The 25,071-nt window shown below is 69.9% G+C and carries 21 protein-coding genes; 9 read left to right on the top strand and 12 right to left on the bottom strand.

The annotated features are described in order from the left end of the window. Positions 1–227: 227 nt before the first annotated feature. A complete protein-coding gene (locus tag K4G64_RS27200) occupies positions 228–1,052 on the bottom strand; it encodes a maleylpyruvate isomerase family mycothiol-dependent enzyme (protein WP_221758629.1) in 825 nt (274 codons plus the stop codon). 182 nt (positions 1,053–1,234) lie between these two features. Here K4G64_RS27200 and K4G64_RS27195 point away from each other — a divergent pair, with 182 nt between their 5' ends. Continuing rightward, entirely contained in the window at positions 1,235–2,032 is a 798-nt protein-coding gene (locus K4G64_RS27195) for a carbon-nitrogen family hydrolase (protein ID WP_221758628.1), read from the top strand. A 9-nt stretch (positions 2,033–2,041) separates the two neighbouring features. Here K4G64_RS27195 and K4G64_RS27190 read toward each other — a convergent pair whose 3' ends face one another. Next, a complete protein-coding gene (locus K4G64_RS27190) occupies positions 2,042–2,533 on the bottom strand; it encodes an LURP-one-related/scramblase family protein (RefSeq protein WP_031104342.1) in 492 nt (163 codons plus the stop codon). A 143-nt stretch (positions 2,534–2,676) separates the two neighbouring features. Here K4G64_RS27190 and K4G64_RS27185 point away from each other — a divergent pair, with 143 nt between their 5' ends. After that, entirely contained in the window at positions 2,677–4,494 is a 1,818-nt protein-coding gene (locus tag K4G64_RS27185; RefSeq protein ID WP_221758627.1) for a thioredoxin-like domain-containing protein, read from the top strand. Between the two features lie 12 nt (positions 4,495–4,506). Here the strand turns inward: K4G64_RS27185 and K4G64_RS27180 are convergent, their stop codons facing one another. Further along, positions 4,507–4,761, bottom strand: a complete 255-nt coding sequence (locus K4G64_RS27180) for a DUF6458 family protein (protein WP_030846811.1) — start codon at positions 4,759–4,761, stop codon at positions 4,507–4,509. A gap of 88 nt (positions 4,762–4,849) precedes the next feature. Then, a complete protein-coding gene (locus K4G64_RS27175) occupies positions 4,850–6,148 on the bottom strand; it encodes a M18 family aminopeptidase (RefSeq protein WP_221758626.1) in 1,299 nt (432 codons plus the stop codon). Between the two features lie 165 nt (positions 6,149–6,313). Between K4G64_RS27175 and K4G64_RS27170 the strand changes: the two genes are divergently transcribed. Further along, positions 6,314–7,495 carry an RNA-guided endonuclease TnpB family protein gene (locus tag K4G64_RS27170; RefSeq protein WP_308122503.1) on the top strand — a complete coding sequence of 394 codons (1,182 nt, stop codon included), beginning with the start codon at positions 6,314–6,316 and terminating at the stop codon, positions 7,493–7,495. A gap of 133 nt (positions 7,496–7,628) precedes the next feature. Here the strand turns inward: K4G64_RS27170 and K4G64_RS27165 are convergent, their stop codons facing one another. Together K4G64_RS27165 and K4G64_RS27160 are read right to left on the bottom strand one after the other, a co-directional pair. Continuing rightward, positions 7,629–9,455 (bottom strand): acyl-CoA dehydrogenase, encoded by a 1,827-nt coding sequence (locus tag K4G64_RS27165; RefSeq protein WP_221758624.1) that lies wholly within the window; start codon positions 9,453–9,455, stop codon positions 7,629–7,631. Positions 9,456–9,591: 136 nt separating this feature from the next. Further along, entirely contained in the window at positions 9,592–10,398 is an 807-nt protein-coding gene (locus K4G64_RS27160) for an intradiol ring-cleavage dioxygenase (RefSeq protein WP_221758623.1), read from the bottom strand. 122 nt (positions 10,399–10,520) lie between these two features. On the opposite strand from K4G64_RS27160, the gene K4G64_RS27155 reads away from it, so the two are divergent. Then, positions 10,521–10,988, top strand: coding sequence for an SseB family protein (locus K4G64_RS27155; RefSeq protein WP_053670262.1), 468 nt, complete (start codon positions 10,521–10,523; stop codon positions 10,986–10,988). A 112-nt stretch (positions 10,989–11,100) separates the two neighbouring features. Here K4G64_RS27155 and K4G64_RS27150 read toward each other — a convergent pair whose 3' ends face one another. Further along, a complete protein-coding gene (locus tag K4G64_RS27150) occupies positions 11,101–11,832 on the bottom strand; it encodes a TetR/AcrR family transcriptional regulator (protein WP_221758622.1) in 732 nt (243 codons plus the stop codon). A gap of 136 nt (positions 11,833–11,968) precedes the next feature. On the opposite strand from K4G64_RS27150, the gene K4G64_RS27145 reads away from it, so the two are divergent. The 3 genes from K4G64_RS27145 to K4G64_RS27135 all read left to right on the top strand — a co-directional run bounded on the left by K4G64_RS27145 (position 11,969) and on the right by K4G64_RS27135 (position 15,812). Further along, complete coding sequence (locus K4G64_RS27145) at positions 11,969–13,468, top strand: MFS transporter (RefSeq protein ID WP_221758621.1); 1,500 nt, start codon at positions 11,969–11,971, stop codon at positions 13,466–13,468. A gap of 180 nt (positions 13,469–13,648) precedes the next feature. Next, positions 13,649–14,626, top strand: a complete 978-nt coding sequence (locus tag K4G64_RS27140; RefSeq protein WP_221758620.1) for a pirin family protein — start codon at positions 13,649–13,651, stop codon at positions 14,624–14,626. 118 nt (positions 14,627–14,744) lie between these two features. Continuing rightward, positions 14,745–15,812, top strand: a complete 1,068-nt coding sequence (locus K4G64_RS27135; RefSeq protein ID WP_221758619.1) for an AI-2E family transporter — start codon at positions 14,745–14,747, stop codon at positions 15,810–15,812. Positions 15,813–15,903: 91 nt separating this feature from the next. Here the strand turns inward: K4G64_RS27135 and K4G64_RS27130 are convergent, their stop codons facing one another. Continuing rightward, positions 15,904–18,042, bottom strand: a complete 2,139-nt coding sequence (locus K4G64_RS27130; protein ID WP_221758618.1) for a SpoIIE family protein phosphatase — start codon at positions 18,040–18,042, stop codon at positions 15,904–15,906. 201 nt (positions 18,043–18,243) lie between these two features. Between K4G64_RS27130 and aspS the strand changes: the two genes are divergently transcribed. Together aspS and K4G64_RS27120 are read left to right on the top strand one after the other, a co-directional pair. Next, on the top strand, positions 18,244–20,007 hold the full coding sequence (gene aspS, locus K4G64_RS27125) for an aspartate--tRNA ligase (protein WP_221758617.1): 1,764 nt from the start codon (positions 18,244–18,246) through the stop codon (positions 20,005–20,007). A 116-nt stretch (positions 20,008–20,123) separates the two neighbouring features. After that, positions 20,124–21,095, top strand: coding sequence for an intradiol ring-cleavage dioxygenase (locus K4G64_RS27120; RefSeq protein WP_221758616.1), 972 nt, complete (start codon positions 20,124–20,126; stop codon positions 21,093–21,095). Positions 21,096–21,208: 113 nt separating this feature from the next. On the opposite strand, the gene K4G64_RS27115 is transcribed toward K4G64_RS27120, so the two are convergent. The 4 genes from K4G64_RS27115 to metG all read right to left on the bottom strand — a co-directional run bounded on the left by K4G64_RS27115 (position 21,209) and on the right by metG (position 24,851). Beyond that, positions 21,209–21,637, bottom strand: coding sequence for a hypothetical protein (locus K4G64_RS27115; protein WP_221758615.1), 429 nt, complete (start codon positions 21,635–21,637; stop codon positions 21,209–21,211). A 13-nt stretch (positions 21,638–21,650) separates the two neighbouring features. Continuing rightward, positions 21,651–22,532 (bottom strand): hypothetical protein, encoded by an 882-nt coding sequence (locus K4G64_RS27110; protein ID WP_221758614.1) that lies wholly within the window; start codon positions 22,530–22,532, stop codon positions 21,651–21,653. Between the two features lie 109 nt (positions 22,533–22,641). After that, positions 22,642–23,007 (bottom strand): PH domain-containing protein, encoded by a 366-nt coding sequence (locus tag K4G64_RS27105; protein ID WP_221758613.1) that lies wholly within the window; start codon positions 23,005–23,007, stop codon positions 22,642–22,644. A gap of 125 nt (positions 23,008–23,132) precedes the next feature. Beyond that, entirely contained in the window at positions 23,133–24,851 is a 1,719-nt protein-coding gene (metG, locus tag K4G64_RS27100) for a methionine--tRNA ligase (protein WP_221758612.1), read from the bottom strand. Positions 24,852–25,071 lie beyond the last annotated feature (220 nt).

Below are 25,071 nucleotides of genomic sequence, written 5' to 3'. Positions count from 1 at the left end.
ATGCCGGGGGACGCTACGGGTGGTTGTGGGGCAGCGGCATGGGGTTTTCTCGGTGCTCGGCGTTCGTGCTGGGGCCGGGTGGGTTCGCGACCCGGCGTCCAGGGGTGCCGCTGCGTCGGTTCTGAGGCGGGGTGAGGCCGCAGCCCGGCGTAGCGGGGTGCCGCTGCGCCCACCCGTGCCGCCCCCAGCGGCACGCATGCCCGCAGCTGGGTGGCGGCGTGGGGCTTCTACTGCGTCACCCTGAAGTGGTTCAGGATCGCCGCCGTCAGTCCCGGGTCGCCCTCCGTCTTCAGTCTGTCGGACACCGACTCCGGCGTCACACGGCCGCAGGCCAGGCGGACGTACGTCTCCCAGTCGAGAGTGAGGGTCGCGGCGGGACCGAGGGCCGGAGCCGTTTCCAGGGTGCCTCGGCCCTGGATGTCGACGCGGACCGTGCGCAGGAACTCCACGGGCCCGTGCACGTCGATGACGACGGCCGAGCTGCGCGGCGCCTGCGCGTCCTCGGCGACCACGCGGGGCAGTTCGCCGAGCAGCACGTCACGGGCGACCAGCGCGCCGGGGGAGTCGAGGTTGCCGGGCCGGCCGAGGGCCGTGCGCAGGTCCTGCTCGTGCACCCACACGTCGAACGCGTGCCGCCGCATCGACTCTTCCAGGGTGAGCTCGCTGCCGAGCGGCCCCCGCACCTTGGTGCCCGGGTCGCGCGACTCGTTCCGCAGCTGCCGGTTGCGGCGGATGATCACGTACTCGAGCTCGGAGGTCATCTCCGGCGCCGTGTGGTGGCGGCGGACGTCGACCTGCATCTCCATGTAGCGCTGGTACTCGTTGGTGACGTGGAAGAGGTCGCGCGGGAGGCTGTGGATGGGCCGTGGGTCGCCGAGCATCTCGCAGTCCAGGCCGATGACATGGGAGACCACGTCCCGCACCGACCACCCCGGGCACGGCGTCCGCCGGTTCCACTCGGCTTCCGGGAGCGGCTGCAGCAGCTCGGATATCGCTTCGATGGAGTGGGTCCAGGCGTCGGCGTAGGGCTGGAGGGTGGAATGCAGACTCACGGAACGGGACCCCTCGGCGGTTCGTTGCACGGGCAGGTGGTGGCGGCGTTGCCAGTGGGAGGTGGCGGCTGTCGGCGGGCGTCTTGCGAGCTAAGTTACGCTGCTGTGAGGCACCCCGGCAGTGCTTTCGTGTGACGATCGTAGGCCCGAGTGGACGGCTCGAATGCCAGGACGGTGGTAGTGTGCGCGCCTCTGTGATCCAGATCGCCGTAAACGAGGACGAATCGGTCGAAGCGCGCCGCCGACGCGTGGCGGCGCTGGTCCGTGAGCAGGCCGGGGCCGACCTGGTCGTCCTGCCGGAGCTGTGGACCACGGGTGCCTTCGCCTACGAGGAGTTCGGGCGTGAGGCCGAGCCGCTCGAAGGGCCGACGTACGAGGCGATGGCGAAGGCCGCGAGCGACGCGGGCGTCTGGCTGCACGCCGGTTCCATCCCGGAGCGGGACCCGGACGGACCGCTCTACAACACCTCCCTCGTCTTCTCCCCCTCCGGCGACCTCACCGCCGCCTACCGCAAGATCCACCGCTTCGGCTTCGACAAGGGCGAGGCCGTGCTGATGGGCGCGGGCGCGGAACTGGTGACGGTGCGTCTGCCCGAGACGACCCTGGGCCTGTCCACCTGCTACGACCTCCGCTTCCCCGAGCTCTACCGCGGCCTCGTCGACGCCGGTGCCGAGACGCTCGTGGTGTCGGCGGGCTGGCCGGAGCGCCGCCGGTCCCACTGGACGCTGCTGGCCCAGGCGCGGGCCGTGGAGAACCAGTCGTTCCTCCTCGCCTGCGCAACGGCCGGGACGCACGCCGGAGTTCCCCAGGCCGGTCACTCGATCGTGGTCGACCCGTGGGGCGAGGTGCTGGCGCAGGCCGGTGCCGGCGAGGAGGTCCTCACGGTGGAGTTCGACCCGGGGAAGGTCGGGGCGACCCGGGAGCAGTTCCCGGCGCTGAAGGACCGGATGCTGGGCCTCCAGCCGCCGCGCAGGCCCTGACCGGCGCTCTCAGTCCTCCCGTTCCTTCTCCGCGAGGTGGATCACACACACGGCCACCGCGATCAGCAGCGCCGGATCCGCGTCCTCGCGGACGACGTCCACACCGTAGGTGTCCCGTACGGTCAGCCACCGCCGCGAGATCACCGCGAGCAGCTCTCCGTCGTACTCGACGGCGAACTCGCGGTCGAGGATCTTGCCGCTGACGTCCAGTTCGTTGCCGTCGGCCAGGGACACCCGGTAGTGATTGCGCAGCAGGGACAAACGCTTGCGGCGGATCGTCGCCAGCGGCTCCCCGCTCCGCTGGAGCACCATGGTGTCGCGCAGGGCGAGCATCTTCTGGTGGATGTCGACGAGGACGCGCCCCTGGGTGTCCTTCAGCTCCCAGGTGTCCCGCAGCCGCAGGGCCTTGCCGTCGACGAGGAACACCTTGCTGCCGCGGTCGTCCTCGATCCAGTAGTCGTCACCGAAGCCGAGGAGCCGGTCGTACACGAGGAATCTCATGAGACCAGGGCTTCCCCACCACCGCTTCCGAAACGCCGCCGATAGGCCGACGGGCTGAGCCCTGTCGCCCGCCGAAGCCGCCCCCGGTCTGCGGCCCTACCGGCGCAGGGCCGGCTGTCAGCCACGGATGGCACCCTGGACGCATGGACCACTCCGCACCCCGACGCGCCCGCGTCCGCGCCCCCGAGCTGACCGGCAAGGGCGGCTGGTTGAACACGGGCGGGCAGCCCTACACCCTCGCCGACCTGCGGGGACGCATCGTCATCCTGGATTTCTGGACGTTCTGCTGCATCAACTGCCTGCACGTCCTCGACGAGCTGCGGGAGCTGGAGGAGAAGCACCGGGACACCGTCGTCGTCATCGGGGTGCACTCGCCGAAGTTCGTGCATGAGGCGGAGCATCAGGCGGTCGTGGATGCCGTGGAGCGGTACGGGGTGGAGCACCCCGTGCTGGACGACCCCGAGCTCGCCACCTGGAAGCAGTACGCCGTGCGGGCCTGGCCGACGCTGGTCGTGATCGACCCCGAGGGGTACGTCGTCGCGCAGCACGCCGGTGAGGGGCATGTGCACGCCATCGAGCGGCTGGTCGGGGAGCTGGAGGCGGAGCACTCGGCGAAGGGGACGCTGCGGCGGGGCGAGGGGCCGTACGTGGCGCCGGAGCCGGAGCCGACGGTGCTGCGGTTCCCGGGCAAGGCCCTGTCGCTGCCGTCCGGGAACTTCCTGGTCAGCGACACCACCCGGCATCAGCTGGTCGAGCTCGCCGAGGACGGCGAGAGCGTGGTGCGCAGGATCGGGTCGGGGGCGCGCGGCTTCGCCGACGGGACCGGTGAGACCGCCGCCTTCAGCGAACCGCAGGGACTCGCCCTGCTGGACGACGGGTCCGTCGTCGTCGCCGACACCGTCAATCACGCCCTGCGGCGGCTGGACCTCGCCACCGGTGAGGTCACCACCCTCGCCGGGACGGGCCGGCAGTGGTGGCAGGGCTCGCCCACCTCGGGCCCGGCCCGCGAGGTCGACCTGTCCTCCCCGTGGGACGTCGCCTGGTGGCAGGGCAGGGTCTGGATCGCCATGGCCGGTGTCCACCAGCTGTGGGCGTACGACCCGCAGGACGGGACGGTCGCGGTCACGGCCGGGACCACCAACGAGGGGCTCGTCGACGGGCCGGCCGGCGAGGCCTGGTTCGCGCAGCCGTCCGGGCTGGCCGCCACGCCCGAGCGGCTCTGGCTCGCCGACTCGGAGACGTCCGCCCTGCGCTGGGTCGAGCCGGACGGTTCCGTGCACACCGCCGTCGGCACCGGCCTGTTCGACTTCGGCCACCGCGACGGCGCCGCCGAACAGGCCCTGCTCCAGCACCCGCTGGGCGTCACGGCCCTGCCGGACGGTTCGGTCGCGGTCAGCGACACCTACAACCACGCCCTGCGGCGCTACGACCCGGCGACCGGAGAGGTGACGACCCTCGCCACGGACCTGCGTGAGGCCGGCGACGCGGTGCTCGCCGGGGACGACATCGTGGTCGTCGAGTCGGCCCGCCACCGTCTGACGCGGCTGCGGCTGCCGGACGAGGCGGTGAAGGTCGCCGAGGTCGCCCACCGCACGCAGCGGGAGGCGACCGAAGTCGCGCCCGGACGGCTCGCGTTGGACGTGATCTTCCAGGCCCCGGCGGGCCAGAAGCTGGACACCAGGTACGGCCCCTCGACCCGTCTGCTCGTCTCGTCCACCCCGCCGGAGCTGCTGCGCGACGGCGAGGGCGCCGGGACGGACCTGTCCCGCGCCCTCGAACTCGACCCTGCCGTACCGGAGGGTGTGCTGCATGTGTCCGCGATGGCCGCCTCCTGCGACGACGACCCGGACAACGCGTACCCGGCCTGCCATGTCCATCAGCAGGACTGGGGCGTGCCCGTCCGTCTCACCGAAGCGGGGACGGACCGGCTTGCGCTGGTGCTGGCCGGGATGGACGCCTGAGAACCTCGGGCGTCACACCCCGTATCCGTCGCTGTAGCCGTCACGGCGGTGGTGGACCGCCGGGTCCTCGACGACACCGGGCGTCGTCGGGGGCACCACCACGCGCCGGCGCCTGGCGATGCTGCTGAACGTGGTGACGCCGATCAGTCCGACGATCATCAGGATGATGCCGACGAGGTCGAGGTTGACCCCCTGCATGTCCCAGTCGGTCGCGAACGTGAGGATGGCTCCCACGGCGATGAGGATGATGCATCCGCCGAGGCCCATGTGTGTCGCCTCCCTGTACGGTCCGGTCGTTCCGGTCCCGGAACACCGGGTACCCCCGAGGCGAACACCCATGCGGTGACGGATCGTTCTACCTCTCCAGGAACGCGGTCAGCGCGTTGGCGAGGAGGAACGGGTCGTCGGCGCCGCACAGTTCGCGCGCGCTGTGCATGGACAGGATGGCCACGCCGATGTCGACGGTCTTGATGCCGTGCCGTGCGGCGGTGATCGGGCCGATCGTGGTGCCGCAGGGCATGGAGTTGTTGGAGACGAACGACTGGAAGGGCACGTCGGCCGCCTCGCAGGCCGCGGTGAACTCCGCCCGGCCCGAACCGTCCGTGGCGTAGCGGTTGTTGACGTTGACCTTGAGGATCGGGCCGCCGTTGACGCGCGGGTGGTGCGTCGGGTCGTGCCGCTCGGCGTAGTTGGGGTGGACCGCGTGGCCCGTGTCGGAGGACAGACAGACGGTGCCGGCGAAGGCGCGGGCACGGTCCTCGTAGGAGCCGCCGCGGGCGTAGACCGAGCGTTCCAGCACGGTGCCGAGGAGCGGTCCGTCCGCGCCGGTGTCCGACTGGGAGCCGTTCTCCTCGTGGTCGAAGGCGGCCAGGACGGGGATGGAGGCCGGCTGCGACGAGGAGGAGGCGACGGCCGCGAGGGCGGCGGTGCCGGCGTGCACCGACAGCAGGTTGTCCATCCGCGGGCCGGCCAGCAGCTCGCGGTCGCGACCCAGGTAGGCGGGCGGTTCCACCGAGTGCGTCATCAGGTCCCAGCCGGTGACCTCGCCCGCGGGGATGCCGGCCGTCTCCTCCAGGAAGGCGATCAGGTCGCCGTCGCGGACGTCGCGGCCGAGGCCCCAGATCGGCTGCATGTGCCGCTGCTTGTCGAGCTTGAGGCCGTCGGCGGTCACCGAGCGGTCGAGGTGGATGGCGAGCTGCGGGACGCGCAGCAGCGGCCGGTCGACGTCGACCAGGCGCGTCGAGCCGTCGCGCAGGGTCAGCCGGCCCGCGAGGCCGAGATCGCGGTCCAGCCAGGAGTTGAGCAGCGGTCCGCCGTAGATCTCCACGGCCACCTGGCGCCAGCCGTGCGCCCCGGTGTCGGGGAGCGGCTTGACGCGCAGGTTGGGGGAGTCGGTGTGGGCGCCGACGATCCGGAACGGCGTGTGGGGCGCGGTGCCCTCCGGCACGTACCAGGCGACGATCGCGCCGCCGCGCAGCACGTACTTGCCGCCGCTCGTCCCGTCCCAGGCGTCCGTCTCGGCGACCTGCCTGAAGCCGGCCTTCTCCAGCCGCTCGGCTGCGTTCGCCACGGCGTGGTACGGCGACGGGCTCGCCGCCAGGAAGGTCATGAGGTCGTCGGTGTGGCCGTGGTCGAAGCGGGCTGGTTCGGTCATTCAAATGCCTCCGAGGAGATCCCCGCCTTCGGGCGGGGGCGGAATCGGGCTCCTGCGGAGCAGGGCAGGGAGCTGTGATGCGTCGCCGGGGCGGATCACGGTGCTCCAAACCGCAGGTGGGCTTACTTGTAGCCATGCTAGTTTGTGAGCGTGTCCACAGCGTGTGTGAAGCGGGCGTTCAAGTACCGCTTCTATCCGACCGAAGCGCAGACAGCCGAGCTGTTGCGCACGTTCGGCTGTGTGCGCAAGGTCTACAACATGGCGCTCGCGGCCCGCACCGAGGCGTGGGCGCGGCAGGAGCGGGTCAACTACAACCAGACCTCGGCCATGCTGACAGCGTGGAAGAAGACCGAGGAACTGGCCTTCCTGAGCCACGTCTCGTCGGTGCCGTTGCAGCAGTGCCTGCGGCACCTTCAGGCGGCGTTCACGAACTTCTTCGCCAAGCGAGCGAAGTATCCGCGCTTCAAGTCGCGGAAGAAGTCCCGCAGGTCCGCCGAGTACACCACGTCCGGATTCCGCTTCCGAGACGGGAAGCTGACCCTGGCGAAGATGACGGAGCCGCTGGACATCGTCTGGTCTCGGCCGCTGCCTGTGGACGCGAAGCCATCCACCGTGACCGTCTCCCAGGATGCGGCCGGACGCTGGTTTGTCTCGCTGCTGGTGGAGGATCCGTCCGTTGTGCCGCTCTCCGCAACGAGTCAAGCCGTCGGTGTGGATGTCGGCCTGGACCATCTGCTGACCCTGTCCACCGGCGAGAAGATCACAAACCCCCGGTACGAGCGCCGTGACCGCGTCCGCCTGGCCAGGGCTCAGCGGGAACTGTCGCGGAGGGCCAACGGGTCGAACAACCAGGCCAAGGCCCGGAGGAAAGTCGCGAAGGTCCACGCACGGATCGCCGCCCGGCGCCGTGACCACCTGCACAAGTTGACCACCCGACTCGTTCGTGAGAACCAAACGATCGTGATCGAGGACCTGACCGTGCGTACCATGGTCAAGAACCGGAATCTGGCCCGCGCCATCTCGGATGCCGCCTGGGCAGAATTCCGGAGTCTTCTGGAGTACAAGGCCGTCTGGTACGGGCGGGAAGTGATCGCGATGGACCGCTTCTTCCCCTCCTCCAGGCTGTGCTCCGCCTGCGGCACGCTCGCCCGGAGCATGCCGCTGCACGTGCGCACCTGGACGTGCGACAGCTGTGGCACGACCCATGACCGGGACGTGAACGCGGCGAAGAACCTTCTGGCCGCCGGGCTGGCGGTAACAGTCTGTGGAGCCGGTGTAAGACCTCAACGGAGTACTCCGGGCGGGCGGTCGGCGATGAAGCAGAAACCCTCACAGCGCGAGCCGTGAGAACTCTCCAAGAGAGGGCAAAGTCAAGGGTTCACCTTAACGACACACCACACCAACACACCCACCCCCTGACGGACGACGAGGCCCGCTCCCGGTCTGGCGGAAGCGGGCCTCGGGTGAGGACGTGAGGGATCTAGAACGCGGCCTCGTCCAGCTCCATCAGGTCCAGCTCGACGCCCTCGGCGACCTTGCGGGCCAGGGTGACGCCCGGCAGGACGTTGGCGGCGAAGAACTTCGCGGCGGCGATCTTGCCGGTGTAGAAGGCCTTGTCCCTGGCGGACGCGGTCTCGAGCTTCTCCGCGGCGATGGCGGCGCCCTTGAGCAGCAGGTAGCCGACGACGACGTCACCGGAGGCCATCAGCAGGCGGGTGGTGTTGAGGCCGACCTTGTAGATGTTCTTGACGTCCTGCTCGGTGGCGGCGAGGTCGGTGAGCATCAGGCCGACGATGGCCTCCAGCTCGACGGCGGCCTTGGCGAGGTGCTCGCGGGCCGCGCCGAGCTCCTCGCCGCCCTCGCCGAGCGCCAGGAACTTCTTGATGTCCTCGGCGAGGGAGTTCAGCGCGGCGCCCTGGTTGCGGACGATCTTCCGGAAGAAGAAGTCCTGGCCCTGGATCGCCGTGGTGCCCTCGTAGAGGGTGTCGATCTTGGAGTCCCGGATGTACTGCTCGATCGGGTACTCCTGCAGGAAGCCGGAGCCGCCGAAGGTCTGGAGCGACTGGGCGAGCTGCTCGTAACCCTTCTCGGAGCCGTAGCCCTTGACGATGGGCAGGAGCAGGTCGTTCATGGCCTCCAGGGCGGTGGTGTCCTCGCCGGCCGCCTCCTTGACCTGGATCTCGTCCTGGATCGACGCCGTGTGCAGGACGAGGGCGCGCATGCCCTCCGCGTACGCCTTCTGCGTCATGAGCGAGCGGCGCACGTCGGGGTGGTGGGTGATGGTGACCTTGGGCGCGGTCTTGTCCATGAAGTTCGCCAGGTCGGGGCCCTGGACGCGCTCCTTGGCGTACTCCAGCGCGTTCAGGTAGCCCGTGGAGAGCGTGGAGATCGCCTTCGTGCCGACCATCATGCGGGCGAACTCGATGATGCGGAACATCTGGCGGATGCCGTCGTGCTTGTCGCCGATCAGCCAGCCCTTGGCGGGGTGCCGGTCGCCGAAGGTCATCTCGCAGGTGTTGGAGGCCTTGAGGCCCATCTTGTGCTCGACGTTGGTGGCGTAGACGCCGTTGCGCTCGCCCAGCTCGCCGGTCTCGAAGTCGAAGAGGTACTTCGGGACGAGGAAGAGGGACAGGCCCTTGGTGCCGGGGCCGGCGCCCTCGGGGCGGGCCAGCACGTAGTGGAGGATGTTCTCCGACATGTCGTGCTCACCGGAGGTGATGAAGCGCTTCACGCCCTCGATGTGCCAGGAGCCGTCCTCCTGCTGCACGGCCTTGGTGCGGCCGGCGCCCACGTCGGAGCCCGCGTCGGGCTCGGTGAGCACCATCGTGGAGCCCCACTGCTTCTCCGTGGCGACCTTGGCTATGTGCTTCTGGACCTCGTTGCCCTCTTCGAAGAGGATGCCGGCGAACGCCGGGCCCGAGGAGTACATCCACACGGCCGGGTTGGCGCCCAGGATCAGCTCGGCGTAGGCCCAGATCAGGGAGCGGGGCGTGGTGGTGCCGCCGATCTCCTCGGGCAGGCCCAGGCGCCAGTACTCGGAGTCCATGAAGGCCTGGTAGCTCTTCTTGAAGGACGCGGGGACCGGCGCGGTGTTGGTCTCCGGGTCGAAGACCGGCGGGTTGCGGTCGGCGTCGATGAAGGACTCCGCGAGCTCGTTCTCCGAGAGGCGGGTCAGCTCCTCCAGGATGCTCTTCGCGGTCTCGACGTCCATCTCCCCGAACGGACCGGTGCCGTACACCTTGTCGCGCCCGAGTACCTCGAAGAGGTTGAACTCGATGTCGCGGAGATTCGACTTGTAGTGCCCCATGACGACAGGCTCCCGGCTCCGTAGAGAGATCGGCGAGGCACTGGATCCTCGCGCTAGTTCACGTACCAACAAGTAGCTACGATGATGCTACCCGTCGGTAATAAGACGCAACCCCGATCCCGTCATCTGTGACAGGTCACACCGGAACGGTCAGTGCCGCGGTGTAACCGTCCCCCGTGCTCCCCTTCATCGCCGCCAGCTGCCGGTCGTGGCCGTCACGGAAGATCCCGTCGTCATCGAGGGAGAAGCCGCTCAGGTTCCGCGCGCTCGCGCCGTAGCCGTCCGTGGCGTAGACGGTGTCGCAGACGTCCTTGGGGAAGGCGAGCTGCGAGGTGTTCGTGATCGACGTGGCCGCGGTGGCGTCGGCCAGGCTGGCGTAGACCTCGAAGTGGACGTGCGGCCAGCGGCCCGGGTAGCAGCCGGGGAAGACGCTCCGGAAGGTGACCCGGCCGTCGTCGTCCGTCTCCTGCACGCCGCGCAAGTAGTTCTCGTCGGTGACGCCCTCTGAGTAGAGGGAGCAGGCGCCCTCCCGGTCGCAGTGCCAGAGGTAGACGGCGGCACCCCGCTTCGGTGTCCCGCAGCCGGAGGCCGCGTCCACCACCGTGAGCGTGATCGTCAGGGGGACGCCCTCGGCCGTGCCGCCCGCGGAGGCGCCGAAGCTGCGGGTGATGTCGCCGCGCACGACCCCGCTCTCCTTCAGCACGTTCACGCCGTTCGAGCCGTCGCCGGGGTAGGGGCCGGCCGTCTCCTCGGGGATCTCCGCGCACCCCGCGGACGAGGAGGAGGGGGTCGCCGAGGTCTTCCCCTCCGCTGTGCAGCCCACCAGCGGGATCAGGCTCGCGCCCGCCATCAGCCGGATCATCCGCCGGCGGGCGAGGACGGGCAGGTCGTGCGAGAGGCCTCCGCCGTCCTCGGGCGTGCCCTCGATGTGGCGTCCGTTCATGGCTCGACGCTACGAGCCGCCGCCCCGGCGATCCACCGGGCGGACGCTGTCGAATCGCTGTCGGTTTGCCGGGACCGGCGTACCGGCCCTCCGGCCCGTCCGCGCTCGGTACGCTTGCGCTCATGTACGGCTACGACCAGACAGCGGGCCCGCAAGGGCAGTACGCCCCTCCGCAGCAGCCGATGTCCGGCGGGTACGGGCAGCAGCCGCCGCTGTACCCCGAGCCGTCGCCGCCCTCCCTCACCGACGCGGTGCGCGCCTTCACCACCGGGCAGATGGCCGCCGAGGACTTCCAGCAGGTCTTCGCGACGTCGAAGGTCTACTGCCCGCGCGGCGACAACCCCGGTTTCCTGGCCCTGCACAACACCCAGCAGCCGGTGATCCCGATGTTCAGCACGCTCAAGGAGCTGCGCCGGTACGCGGGCAAGGAGTCCAAGTACTTCGTGATCACCGGCGCCGAGGTGCTGGACCTGCTGCCGACCGGCTACGGCTTCGTCCTCGACATGGAGGGCGAGCACCGCATGGTGTTCGACGCCAAGGCCGTGGAGCAGATGGTCGAATTCGCGATGCGCCGGATGTATGGCGGCTGAGACCAGCCCGTAGTCAGTGCGTAGGGCGGCTGGGACCAGCCCGTAGTCAGTGCGTAGGGCGGCTGGGACCAGCCCGTAGTCAGTGCGTAGGGCGGCTGGGACCAGCCCGTAGTCACTTCGGCAGGCGCAGTGCCAGGCCGTCCAGGACTACCTCCAGTCCGTAGGTGAACTTGTCGTCGCGCAGCTTCGCGGGGTCGGAGGCCTGCGCGGAGGTCTCGGGTCCGGCGGCCGCCAGGTGGTCGTAGCCGGCCGAGGCCTGCTGGGCCGCGGGCAGCAGCCGGGTGACGAACTCCGCCTCGCTCTCGCCGGAGCGGGCGACCGTGGTGAGCCACGCGGCCTCGGTCGTGCTCATGCCGATGACGTACGAGAAGACGGCGTCGATCGCCCGGCTCGGCTCCGGGAATCCCGCGGTGGTGAACAGGGCCGCCAGCCGCTCCGAGAAGGTCATGTAGTTCGGCCCGAGGTAGGCGAGTCCGGCCTGCCCGAGAACGAGGGTCAGCCAGGGGTGCCGCAGCGCCGTCGTGCGGAAGGACCCGGCCGCCTCGGCGACCGCCGCGCGCCAGTCGGGGCCGCCGGCCTCCGGGACGTGGATCTCGGCGGCGACCTCGTCCACCGCGAGCTCCATCAGCTCGTCCTTCGTGGCGACGTGCCGGTAGAGCGAGGTCGCGCCGGCGTTCAGCCGGGCCCCGAGCTTGCGCATGCTGAGCGCCTCGATCCCCTCGGCGTCGAGCATGGCGATCGCCTCGCGCACGATCGCGTCCCGGCTGAGCGCCGGCTGGTCGCTACGGCGCTGCTCGCGGGTCCATACGGACGGGATGGGGTTCTTGTCCTTCGTCCTGCTCATCGGGGTCCTCCTGGTGAACCTCTGCGTGCGAACAGCGTGCGCAACCAGCGTACAGAACTTAAGGGTTGCGCACGCTGTTCCGTCATGCGTACAGTGTGCGCATCGAAGGAACGGTGTTCGCGGGAGGGGAACGGAAATGGAAACACGCAATCCACGCCGCTGGTGGATCCTGATCGTGCTGTGCCTGAGCACGCTCGTCCTGGTCGTCGACAACATGGCGCTGACGGTGGCGGTGCCGGCGCTGACCGAGGACCTCGGCGCGAGCGCCCAGGACATGCAGTGGATCCTCGACTCCTACACCCTGGTCTTCGCCGGGCTGCTGCTCACCTCGGGGAGCCTGGGGGACCGGTTCGGGCGCCGCAAGGTGATGCTGATCGGCCTGCTGCTCTTCGGGGCGGCCTCGCTGGGGGCGGTGCTCTGCTCCACGCCGGGTGAGCTGATCGCGGTGCGGATCGCGATGGGTGTCGGCGGGGCGCTGATCATGCCCTCGACCCTGTCGATCCTGATCACCGTCTTCGACGAGGACGAGCGGCCCAAGGCCATGGCCGCGTGGGGCTCGGTGTCGATGCTGGGGCTGGTCGGCAGCCCGGTGCTCGGCGGCGTGCTCATCGACCACTTCGCCTGGCAGGCCATCTTCCTGATCAACGTCCCGATCGTCGGCCTCGCGCTGCTCGCCGGTGTGCTGCTGATGCCGGAGTCGAAGGCGCCCTGGCAGAAGCCGGACCCGCTGGGCGCGGTGCTGTCGGCGGTGGGCATGACGGCCCTGGTCTGGTGGATCATCGAGATTCCACAGCACGGCGCGTTCGAGGGCCGCTCCCTGATCGTCCTGGCCGTCGCGGTGCTCGCCCTGGCCGGCTTCGTGACCTGGCAGAACGTGACCCCCGCGCCGATGGTCCCGCTGGCCCTCTTCAAGCACCGCAACTTCAGCGGGGGTTCGCTCTCCCTGGCGCTCGTCCAGATCGGCAACGCCGGCCTGCTGCTGGTGCTGACCCAGTACCTCCAGTTCGTGCTCGGCTGGTCCGCCGTCAAGGCCGGTCTGGCCTTCCTGCCGCTGGCCGTCGCCGCACTGGCCGGCAACACGGCCGGGGCGCAGCTCGCCATGAAGTTCGGCAGCCGGTTCGTCATCCTCGGCGGGATGCTGCTGATGGTCGCGTCCTTCGGGCTGCTGACCACGCTCACCGCGGACAGCGGGTTCACGGTCCCGGCGGTGGCGCTGGGGATCCTGGGGCTGGGGGCCGGTCTGGCCATGCCGGCCGCGGTGGCCGCGCTGATGGGCACCATCCCGGAGGACAAGGCGGGCGTCGGCTCGGCCCTCAACGACACGATCCAGCAGTCCGGCACCGCCCTCGGCATCGCGATCCTCGGCTCCCTGCTCTCCAGCGGCTACGCGGACGAGATGCCGGCCGGCGCCCCCGAGCAGGCCCGCGAGTCCATCGGCGGGGCGCTGGCCGTCGCCGGCGGTGACGCGGGGCTGGTGCGGGCGGCCCGGGAGGCCTTCGCCGTCTCGATGTCGACGACCTTCACGATCAGCGCGGTCGGGGTCCTGGCCGCGGCGGTCGTGGCCACGCTGGTGATGCGGGACCGCAAGCCCGGGCCCGCCGCGGCCCGGAGCGAGGAGCGCGAGCTGGTCGCCTGACCCTCCCGGAACACCCGAAGGCCGTCACCCCGCAGCGGGGGGACGGCCTTCCGCCACGCCGGGCTCCCGTGGTTCGCTGCGCCGTCCCCCGGGTCGGGAATGCCCTCCCGGTTTTCTCTGTTTGGGGTGGCAGAAAGTTCAACGCTCAACTAAACTGGGCGTACACGAGGAGGAACCGACATGCCTGCAGTGACCGTCGAGAACCCGTTGACGCTGCCCCGAGTGACCGCGCCTGCCGACGCCGTGGCACGTCCCGTGCTCGCCGTCACGACCGCTCCGAGCGGTTTCGAGGGTGAGGGCTTCCCGGTGCGCCGGGCGTTCGCGGGGATCAACTACCGCCATCTCGACCCGTTCATCATGATGGACCAGATGGGCGAGGTGGAGTACGCGCCGGGCGAGCCCAAGGGCACGCCGTGGCACCCGCACCGCGGCTTCGAGACCGTCACCTACATCATCGACGGGATCTTCGACCACCAGGACTCCAACGGCGGTGGCGGCACCATCACCAACGGGGACACCCAGTGGATGACCGCGGGCTCGGGTCTGCTGCACATCGAGGCCCCACCCGAGCACCTCGTCGTCTCCGGCGGGCTCTTCCACGGCCTCCAGCTGTGGGTGAACCTCCCGGCCAAGGACAAGATGATGGCCCCGCGCTACCAGGACATCCGCGGCGGCTCGGTCCAGCTGCTCAGCACCCCCGACGGCGGCGCGCTGCTGCGGGTCATCGCCGGTGAGCTGGACGGGCACGCGGGCCCCGGCATCACCCACACCCCGATCACGATGGTCCACGCGACCGTCGCCCCGGGGGCGGAGCTCACGCTGCCGTGGCGCGAGGACTTCAACGGGCTGGCGTACGTCCTGGCCGGCCGCGGCAGCGTCGGACCCGAGCGCCGCCCGGTCCACATGGGCCAGACGGCCGTCTTCGGCGCGGGTTCCTCGCTGACCGTCCGCGCGGACGGGAAGCAGGACTCCCACACGCCGGACCTGGAGGTCGTCCTGCTCGGCGGACAGCCGATCCGTGAGCCCATGGCCCACTACGGCCCGTTCGTCATGAACACCAAGGACGAACTCATGCAGGCCTTCGAGGACTTCCAGAAGGGCCGCCTGGGCACGGTTCCGGCGGTGCACGGAATGACCGCGAGCGGCCCGCAGGACTGACGCCGCACCGGGGCGCCGGCCCTGCGGGGACCGGCTCCGCACCGGGCGGCTGACGCCCCGTCACCCTGGCGGGCCTCCCTGACGGGACGGCCCGCCCGGGGCGTGGTCGGGTGGGGATGTGCAGGCCCCCACCTCGCTCCTCCCCGTCCCCGTCCGGCGTTTCGCCGCCTGGTGCGCCGTGCTGCTGCTCGCCGCCGGGGTCGTCTACGTCGGGATCCGGCTGGTCGTGGAGTTCCGGACCGCCGTCGTGCCCGTGCTGCTCGCGCTACTCGGGACGGCGCTGCTCGGGCCGCTGCACCGGCGGCTCGTGAAGGCCGGGGTGCACCGGTCGGTCGCGGCCGGGCTCACCTGTGTCGCGGTGGTCGCCGTGGTCGGCGGGGCCGTGTACATCGTGGTCGCCGCGCTCATCGACACCGGCGACGAGATCGTCGCCTCCCTCAAGCAGGCCGCCCGCGGGGTCTCCGAGCACTTCGGCGCGGCCGGCACCTCGCTGGACGATCTCGCCTCCAACGCCCGTGAACTGCTGGGCAAGTTCGGCGGTACGGCCGCCTCCGGCGTGCTCAGCGGGGTCAGCGTGGTCGGCGAGTCCATCGCCATGGCCGTCCTCGCGCTGCTGCTCGTCTTCTTCTTCCTGCGCGACTCCGACAAGGCCGCCGGGACGCTGCGCTCGCTGTCGCCCCGGGGTGCGGCGGACATCCTGGAGGCCATGGCGCGGCGGGCGCTGAGGGCCGTAGAGGGGTTCATGCGGGGCACCACCTTCATCGCCCTCATCGACGCGCTGCTCATCACCGTGGGCCTGCTCGTCCTCGACGTGCCCGGCGCGGCCGGACTGGGCGCGCTGGTCTTCGTCGGGGCGTACATCCCCTACCTCGGCGCCTTCATCTCGGGCGCCCTGGCCGTCCTGGTCGCCCTCGCCGACCGGGGGTTCGTCATCGCCCTGTGGGCGCTCGGCGTGGTCCTGGCGGTGCAGGTGCTGGAGGGGCACGTCCTCCAGCCGATGATCCAGAGCCGGACCGTGCAGATGCACCCGGCGGTGGTGATGGTGACGATCACGGCCGGGGCCTCCGTCGCCGGAGTGCTCGGCATGCTCCTCGCGGTCCCCCTCACGGCGGCGGCCTTCGGCATCGTCCAGGAACTGCGCACGCGCTACGGCGACCAGGAGCCGTCGCCGGCACAGGAACCGTGACCGGGCAGGGCAACCAGGAGCCACCGTCCTCCCGTGCGTCGTGACCGGGCAGGGCGATCAGGAGCCCCCGCCCTTCCGTGCGTCGAGACCGCTAGGGCGACCAGGAGCCGTCGCCCGAGCCGTTCACGGATTCGTAGAGCTCGAACCAGATGCTCTTGCCCTCGCCGCGTGGGTCGACGCCCCAGGCGTGCGCGAGCAGTTCGATCAGCACCAGGCCGCGGCCGGAGGACGCCAGCTCCCCGGGTCGGCGCCGGTGCGGCAGGTCGTCGCCGGCGTCCGTGACCTCGATCCGCAGCCGCCGCCCGCCCACCTCGCCCGTGATCTCGGCGACCAGCAGCGCGTCGTGGTCGGTGTGCACGAGCACGTTCGTCAGCAGCTCGGACAGCAGCAGCACCGCCGAGTCGACCTGGTCGGGCGAGGCCCAGTCGTGCAGCAGCTCGCGCAGCTGCTGCCGGGCGACCGCGACCCGCTCGGGCTCGGCCTGCGCGACGGTCAGCACCGAGCGCCGCACCGCGGGCCGTACGGTCATCGCGTCACCGCAGCCGCAGCCCCCGCCCTCCCGGCTCAGCAGCAGCATCGCTATGTCGTCCTCGCGGCGGTCCGCCAGCGGGCCGGTGGTGTGGTGCGAGGACGGCCCGTGCACGGCCTGCACCAGGGTGTCGGCGAGTTCCTCCAGATCGCCCTTGTGGTCCTCCAGGATCCCGCGCAGCCGCCGCCAGCCGGAATCCAGGTCGTGGCCGCCGGTCTCCAGCAGGCCGTCCGTGCAGATCAGCATCGTCTCGCCGGGCTCCAGCGTGAGCCGGGTCGTGGGGTAATCGGCGTCCGGGTCGATGCCCAGCGGCAGACCGCCCGACGTCGGCCGGGTCAGCACCGTGCCGTCGGCCAACCGGATCGCCGGGTCCGGATGCCCGGCACGGGCGATGTCCAGCACCCCCGTCGCCGGGTCGACCTCGACGTAGACGCAGGTCGCGAAGCGCTCGTCGGTCGGGTCCTCGTCGCCTATGCCGTGCAGGAAGCGGGAGGCGCGTGATAGCACCGCGTCCGGCCTGTGGCCCTCCGAGGCGTAGGCCCGCAGGGCGATCCGCAGCTGGCCCATCAGCCCCGCCGCCCGTACGTCATGGCCCTGGACGTCACCGATGACCAGCGCGAACCGCCCGCTGGGCAGGGGGATCACGTCGTACCAGTCGCCGCCTACCTGGAGCCCGCCGCCCGTCGGGACGTACCGCGCGGCGACGCTCATGCCCGGGATGCGCTGGGGTCCGAGCCTCGGCAGCATCGTGCGCTGGAGCCCGTCGGTCAGGGCCCGCTCGCTCTCGGCCACGCCTGCCCGGGTCAGGGCCTGCGCCAGCATCCGCGCCACCGTCGCCAGCACGGACCGCTCGTCCGGGGTGAAGGCGACCGGGTAGGTGAACGCCGCCATCCACGCGCCCATCGTCCGCCCGGCCACCGTCAGCGGCAGGAACGCCCAGGAGCGGCGGCCGAAGCGCTCCGCGAGCGGCCAGGTCAGCGGGTAGCGGGCCTTGTAGTGCTCGGCGGAGGAGAGGTAGACGGCCCGGCCCGTCCGCACCACCTCGGCGGCCGGGTAGTCCGTGTCCAGCGGCATGTCCGAGAAGGGGCTCTCGGTGCCCCGCTGCTGCCCGTGGTGGCCGATGATCGTCAAACGGTCGCCCGAGACCCCGAACACCGCCAGCCCGTCCGGCGAGAAGCCGGGCATCGACAGATTCGCCGTGACCCGCAGGACCTCCTGGGTGGAGCGCGCCTCCGCCAGGGCCCGGCCCGCGTCCAGCAGGAACGCCTCCCGCGAGCGCCGCCAGTCTCCGGTGACCGCGCTGCGCCCGGCCGGGGTCCCCGGCGTCGGCTCGGTGACCTCCTGGAGCGTGCCGATCAACCGGTACGCCTTGCGGACCCGGTCGAAGGACGGCTTGGACCGGCTGCGGACGACCCGGACGACCCGGCCCAGCTCGTCCATGATCCGGATCCGGACCTCGGCGAGGGTGCCCTCGGCCACGGCCAGCTGGATCACGCCGGTGATCTCGTTCCAGTCGACCGGGTGCAGCCGGGCCCGGGCCTGGGCCTCCGTGAGGCTGACCTGCTCGGCGGGCAGCCCGAGCAACCGGGCAGCCTCGGCATCGACCGTGACCAGCCCGGTGGCGGTGTCCCAGTGCCACAGGCCGGTCGCGAGGGCGGCGAGAGCCTCCCCCACGGCGGGCAGAGGCTCGCCAGTGCGCATTGCCCTACTTTAAGAAGAGGCCGTCGAACACTGCCACCGATAGCGGACGTGTGCCCGAACAACGGTGAGCGCGTGCCCTGTGCACGACCACGGCGTGCTCGATCCAGAACTGTGGAGAGCCGATCTTCGCCTGCCCGGTACGCTGGGGAGGCGTTTCACGTGAAACACAGACCCCGATCAGCGAAGACTGGATGAACGACGATGCATCGGTACAGGTCCCACACCTGCGGCGAGCTCCGCTCCTCTGACGTCGGCAGCGACGTCCGGCTGAGTGGCTGGCTGCACAATCGGCGCGACCTGGGCGGCATCCTCTTCATCGATCTGCGCGATCACTACGGCATCACGCAGCTCGTGGCCCGTCCCGGCACCCCCGCCTACGAGGCCCTCGACAAGCTCTCCAAGGAGTCGACCGTCCGGGTCGACGGCAAGGTCGTCTCCCGGGGCACGGAGAACATCAACCCCGAGCTGCCGACCGGTGAGATCGAGGTCGAGGTCGGCGAGGTCGAGCTGCTCGGCGCGGCCGCCCCGCTGCCGTTCACGATCAACACCGAGGACGGGGTCAACGAGGAGCGGCGCCTGGAGTACCGCTTCCTGGACCTGCGCCGCGAGCGCATGCACAAGAACATCATGCTGCGGTCGTCGGTGATCGCCTCGATCCGCTCGAAGATGGTCGCTCTCGGCTTCAACGAGATGGCGACGCCGATCCTGTCCGCGACGTCCCCCGAGGGCGCCCGCGACTTCGTCGTCCCCTCCCGTCTGCACCCGGGCAAGTTCTACGCCCTGCCGCAGGCCCCGCAGCAGTTCAAGCAGCTGCTGATGATCTCCGGCTTCGACCGCTACTTCCAGATCGCGCCCTGTTTCCGCGACGAGGACGCCCGCGCCGACCGCTCGCCGGGCGAGTTCTACCAGCTCGACATCGAGATGAGCTTCGTCGAGCAGGAGGACGTCTTCCAGCCCGTCGAGAAGCTGATGACCGAACTCTTCGAGGAGTTCGGCGGCGGCCGCCACGTCACCTCGCCGTTCCCGCGGATCCCGTTCCGCGAGGCGATGCTGAAGTACGGCTCCGACAAGCCCGACCTGCGCGCCCAGCTCGAACTCGTCGACATCACCGACATCTTCGAGGGCTCGGAGTTCAAGGCGTTCGCCGGCAAGCACGTCCGCGCCCTGCCGGTGCCGGACGTCTCCGGCCAGCCCCGCAAGTTCTTCGACCAGCTCGGCGACTACGCCGTCTCGCAGGGCGCCAAGGGCCTGGCCTGGGTCCGCGTCGCCGAGGACGGCTCGCTGTCCGGCCCGATCGCGAAGTTCCTCACCGAGGAGAACGTCGCCGAGCTGACCAAGCGCCTGTCGCTCGCGGCCGGCCACGCGGTGTTCTTCGGCGCGGGCGAGTTCGACGAGGTCTCCAAGATCATGGGCGCCGTCCGGGTCGAGGCCGCCAAGCGCGCCGGGCACTTCGAGGAGGGCGTCTTCCGGTTCTGCTGGATCGTCGACTTCCCGATGTACGAGAAGGACGAGGAGACGGGCTCGATCGACTTCTCGCACAACCCGTTCTCCATGCCGCAGGGCGGCCTGGAGGCCCTGGAGACCCAGGACCCGCTGGACATCCTCGGCTGGCAGTACGACATCGTCTGCAACGGCGTCGAGCTCTCCTCCGGCGCGATCCGGAACCACGAGCCGGAGATCATGCTCAAGGCCTTCGAGATCGCCGGGTACGACCGCGAGACCGTCGAGGACAAGTTCGCGGGCATGCTGCGCGCCTTCCGCTTCGGCGCCCCGCCGCACGGCGGCATCGCCCCGGGCGTCGACCGCATCGTGATGCTGCTCGCCGACGAGCCCAACATCCGCGAGACCATCGCCTTCCCGCTCAACGGCAACGCCCAGGACCTGATGATGGGCGCGCCGACGGAGCTGGAGGAGGCCCGGCTGAAGGAACTGCACCTGTCGGTGCGCAAGCCGCAGCCGAAGTAGTCGATCTCCCGTGAGTGGCCCGGAACCGTCGCCGGTTCCGGGCCACTTTCGCGTCCAGGGCTCTTACCCAGCTCTCCCCCAGGTTCCTGACAGCCGCGCTCCCTAGCTTCCTTCCCATGACGGCACAGGAGACGGCCCAAGGGCCGCAGCACAAACGGGATCTGACACGGCGCAAGGTCGTCGCCGCGGGCGCCGGTGCGGTGGTGGCGGTGGGCGTCGGCGGTGCGTTGGCCGCGGGCGCCTTCGCCGGTGAGGAGACGGCGGCGGGCAAGGGGAAGACGGCCGGAACGTCGGGCGAGGCCTGCTACAGGCTGACCTCCGAGACGACCGAAGGCCCCTACTACATCGACGCGGACAAGCTCCGCCGGGACATCACGGAGGACCAGGAGGGCATTCCGCTCACCCTGCGTCTGAAGGTGATCGACTCCGACACCTGCAAGCCCCTCGCGAACGCCGCCGTCGACATCTGGCACTGCAACGCGCTGGGTGTGTACTCCGGGTACGAGTCGATGGGCAGCGGGGGCGGTGGAGGGGGCGGCGGCACGCCTCCCTCCGGAGCGCCCTCCGGTACGCCGACCGGGACTCCCACGGGTGCGCCTCCGGGAGGCGGCGGTGGCGGTGGAGGGCACGAGGAGCCCACCGACGACGAGCGCTACCTGCGGGGCACATGGCGGACCGACAAGAAGGGAGAGGTCGTGTTCCGCACGGTCTTCCCCGGCTGGTACCAGGGGCGTTGCGTGCACATCCACACCAAGGTGCATGTGAACGGCATCTGGACCGACGCGGGCTACGAGGGCGGCACGACCTGCCACACCGGGCAGCTGTTCTTCGACGAGGCGTCCGTGCTGGCCACCGCCGAGGTCGCGCCGTACTCCACCAACACCACGACCCGCACCACCCTCGACGACGACACCATCTACCCGGGCAACGGCACCCAGGGCGGTCTGCTGAAGCTGACGTACAAGAAGGGCGCCATCGCGAAGGGCGCCACCGCCACGCTCACCATGGGAGTCGACCCGGAGGCCACACAGGACGGCACGGGGGACGCCGTCCAGCCGGGCGCGTCGGCCTCGGCGTCCGCGGGCTGACAGATCAGCGACCGAGGACTGAGGCCCGCTCCTTGGGAAGGGGCGGGCCTCCTGCTGCTCGCAGGTTCCGGATTCGTAGCGCGGCTCCAAGAACACCGCAGGCCTCTGGGCCCCTACTTCTCAGTGTCGACTTCTGCGGTGAACAGTTCCTCCGGTGTGTCCACCGTGGTGGCGCGGTCGAGACAGCGAGTGAGGGTGTCGGGGTCCGGACACATGTGGAGGGGGCGGAAGACCTCCTTGGGGACCGTGATGTCACGAGTCTCCAAGAGCCGTTGGACCGCGCCGGCCAAAGCCGCCTTGTATCCGGCGGTGTACCCCCGGACCCAGTCCTCGTCCTCGTGTTCGTCCTCGAGCCGGTTGTCCACGCGGGCCCGGATGCGGGCCATGTCCTGGAGAGAGAGGGAGCCTTGCTGCCTCAGTTCCTCCAGCCCGGAACGGAAATCGCCCATTACCCGCTCCGGCGGAATGCCCAAGCCCATGCATGTCAGCGTGAACCGGAGCAAGTCCTGAAGTTCCGGTGCGGCGTCCGGATCGTCGATCACGATCGCCCCGGGGTCAGGTTTCGGTCCGGTCCGCGGCGGGCGCCGCGTCCTCGACGAAGAGTTCGTCGACGCTCTGCACGTGGGGCGTCCGGTCCAGCCAGCGGTTCAGGAGGTCGAGGTCGGTACAACCGGCGATGCGGTCCCGGGCCTCCTGGGGGACCGAGACGCCTCGTGCTTCGAGGAAGCGGAGAATGGCCTTGGCTTCGCCTCTGGCCTCGCCCTCGAGGTAAGCCTTCTCCATCACCGTGCCCCGGCCGGGGAAGTAGTTGACGAACGTCACGATGTCCCTCCATTTGTCTCCGGCGGGGGTGTCCCCCAACGCCGAGTCGAGAAACTGAAAGAAGTAGCTGGCGGCGTTCCAGTCCATCCCTGCGAGGGCACGGCCCAGTGCGTCCAGTATGGCGTCGATGTGGGGGCTGTTGGCGTGAGCCAGAGCGGAGAACACGGCCATCGCCGGCTTCTCCGCCGCCGTCCTCGGATCGGTGATCACCGGGAGGTTGTCCGGCCCGACGACCAAGGGGTACGTCATCTGGGCGATCCAGCCCCGCGTGCCACAGGAGAAGGGGCCGGTCGCCCACTTGGTCGTCGCCCGGTCGCGGCAGACGACGAGCAGGAGAACCGGCAGGCCGTACTTGGCCTGGAGGTAGGAGACGTAGTAGGGCCAGCTCGATTCCTTCTTGGTGTCCCTTCTCTCCTGCGCTTCGACCGCGAGCAGAAAGTCCTCCCCGTCGGACGGGCCGATGCGCAGCACGGTGTCGATGTGGCGTTCCAGGGGCCTGGCTTCCGTCACGTCGGTGCCGATCGCGTAGACGGCCGCCTTCTCGGGGAACGCGATGCCCAGCACCCCGAAGACCGGGGAAAGGATCTCAGGCCGCTCCTGAAAGATCCGATGCATGCCTTCATGGGCTGATGTGACCATGTGGGCTATGTAAGTGGGCGGAAGACCGTATTTCCGGCGGACGGAAGGCGTTCACTCTTTCGAGCTCGGGAGAAACGTTCCCGGGCTACCTCGCCACGAACTGCGTCAGGATCGCCTGGACCTCATAGATGTCGACGCCCTTGGTGAAGGTCTTCTCGATGGGGGTCGGGGTGCCGGAGATCCAGATTTTCAGCTCGGCGTCCAGGTCGAACGTGCCGGCCGTTTCCACCGCGAAGTGGGTGATGCTGCGGTACGGGACCGAGTGGTACTCGACCTTCTTGCCGGTGATGCCCTGCTTGTCGATCAGGATCAGGCGGCGGTCGGTGAAGAGGATGGTGTCGCGGATCAGCAGGTACGCGGCGTGGACCTGCTCGCCGTGGCCGAGGAGGCGGGCGTAGTCCTGCTGGGCCGACTGCGGGTTCACGGTGTGCGCGTTGCCGAACAGTGCCATGGAAACCCCCGTGGTGAGTCGCGGCGGCCGGGTGGCCGTCCTCGTGCGATCTTCGCAAAGCAGAGGGCCCGGGAGAAGGCTCTCGCTCTCCCGGGCCCCGTGCTGTAGCCGGCGTGTTACGACCGTTACGCGGCCGACTCGCCGCCGAAGCGCTCCTTGTACGACTCCAGGTCCTCGTCCGTGAGCTTGGCGAACAGCACCGGCGGGATGGTGAAGGGGGTACCGGCCGGGACGGTGGCTAGGGTGCGTGCCTCGTCCGCGGTGACCCAGGTCGCCGTGTCGTTCTCCAGGGAGAACGCCTCGCGCATCTTCCGCGCCGACGTCGGGATGAACGGCTCGGACACCACCGCGTAGAGGTGGATCAGGTTCATCGCCGTGCGCAGGGTGAGGGCCGCGCCCTCCGGGTTGGTCTTGATCTCCAGCCAGGGGGCCTTCTCCTCCAGGTAGGAGTTGCCCGCCGACCACAGGGCGCGCAGCGCTGCCGCGGCCTTGCGGAACTGGATGGCCTCCATCTGGGCCTCGTACTCCGCGAGCAGGCGGGCGATCTCCTCGCCCAGCTTCGCCTCCGCGTCGCCGGGCTCGGCGCCCGCCGGGACCTCCTCGCCGAAGCGCTTCTTGGAGAAGGACAGGACGCGGTTGACGAAGTTTCCGAGGGTGTCGGCCAGGTCCTTGTTCACCGTGGCGGTGAAGTGCTCCCAGGTGAACGACGAGTCGTCCGACTCGGGGGCGTTCGCCATCATGAAGTAGCGCCAGTAGTCGGCCGGCAGGATGTCGAGGGCGTCGTGCGTGAAGACGCCTCGGCGCTGGGACGTGGAGAACTTGCCGCCGTAGTAGTTCAGCCAGTTGAAGGCCTTGATGACGTCGACCTTCTTCCACGGGGCGCGGGTGCCCAGCAGCGTCGCCGGGAACATCACGCTGTGGAAGGGGACGTTGTCCTTGCCCATGAACTGCGTGTAGCGGACGTCCGCGTCGGACTCCCACCACCAGGAGCGCCAGTCGCGGTTCTCAGGGTCCTGGTCCGCCCATTCCTTCGTCGCGCCGATGTACTCGATCGGGGCGTCGAACCAGACGTAGAAGACCTTGCCCTCCGCGGCGAGGTCCGGCCAGGTGTCGGCGGGGACCGGGACGCCCCAGTCCAGGTCACGGGTGATCGCGCGGTCGTGCAGGCCCTCCGTCAGCCACTTGCGGGCGATGGAGGACGCGAGGACCGGCCAGTTGTCGGCGCGCTCGTCGACCCACGCCTCGACCTCGCCGGCGAGCGCCGACTGGAGGAGGAAGAGGTGCTTGGTTTCGCGGACCTCCAGGTCGCTGCTGCCGCTGATCGCGGAGCGGGCGTCGATGAGGTCGGTCGGGTCCAGGACGCGCGTGCAGTTCTCGCACTGGTCGCCGCGGGCCTTGTCGTAGCCGCAGTGCGGGCAGGTGCCGATGATGTAGCGGTCGGGCAGGAAGCGGCCGTCCGCGATCGAGTACACCTGGCGGATCGAACGCTCCTCGATGAAGCCGTTCGCCTTCAGCTCGCGGGCGATCTCCTGCGTGATCTCGTGGTTCTGCGGGGAGGAGCTGCGGCCGAAGTAGTCAAAGGCCAGGTTGAAGCCGTCGTAGATCGCCTTCTGCTGGTGGTGCGCCTCCGTGCAGAACTCGTCCACGGGGACGCCCTGCTCCTTGGCCGCGAGCTCCGCGGGGGTGCCGTGCTCGTCCGTCGCGCAGATGTAGAGAACCTCGTGGCCGCGCTGGCGCAGGTACCGGGAGTAGACGTCCGCCGGGAGCATGGACCCCACCATGTTGCCCAGGTGCTTGATCCCGTTGATGTACGGAAGGGCGCTGGTGATGAGGTGTCGAGCCATCGCGGGCTGCTCCCAAGTCGCTACGTGGGGTGACGATCTAGTGGTCTCGGTCGTCTACGGAACCTTGAAATCGTAGCTGACATGGGTACGCCGCCCGCCTCCCCTTTTGCGGGGTGGGACGCGGGCGGCGTACCCATGTCAGCTACGATTTCAAGGTTCCGTAGACGACCGAGACCACTAGATCGTCACCCCACGTAGCGACTTGGGAGCAGCCCGCGAT

The organism is Streptomyces sp. WAC04114 (assembly GCF_019733245.1).
GTDB lineage: Bacteria > Actinomycetota > Actinomycetes > Streptomycetales > Streptomycetaceae > Streptomyces > Streptomyces massasporeus_A.
Note: the sequence above shows the minus strand (reverse complement) of the source record. Positions and strands in the feature narration are given on the sequence as shown.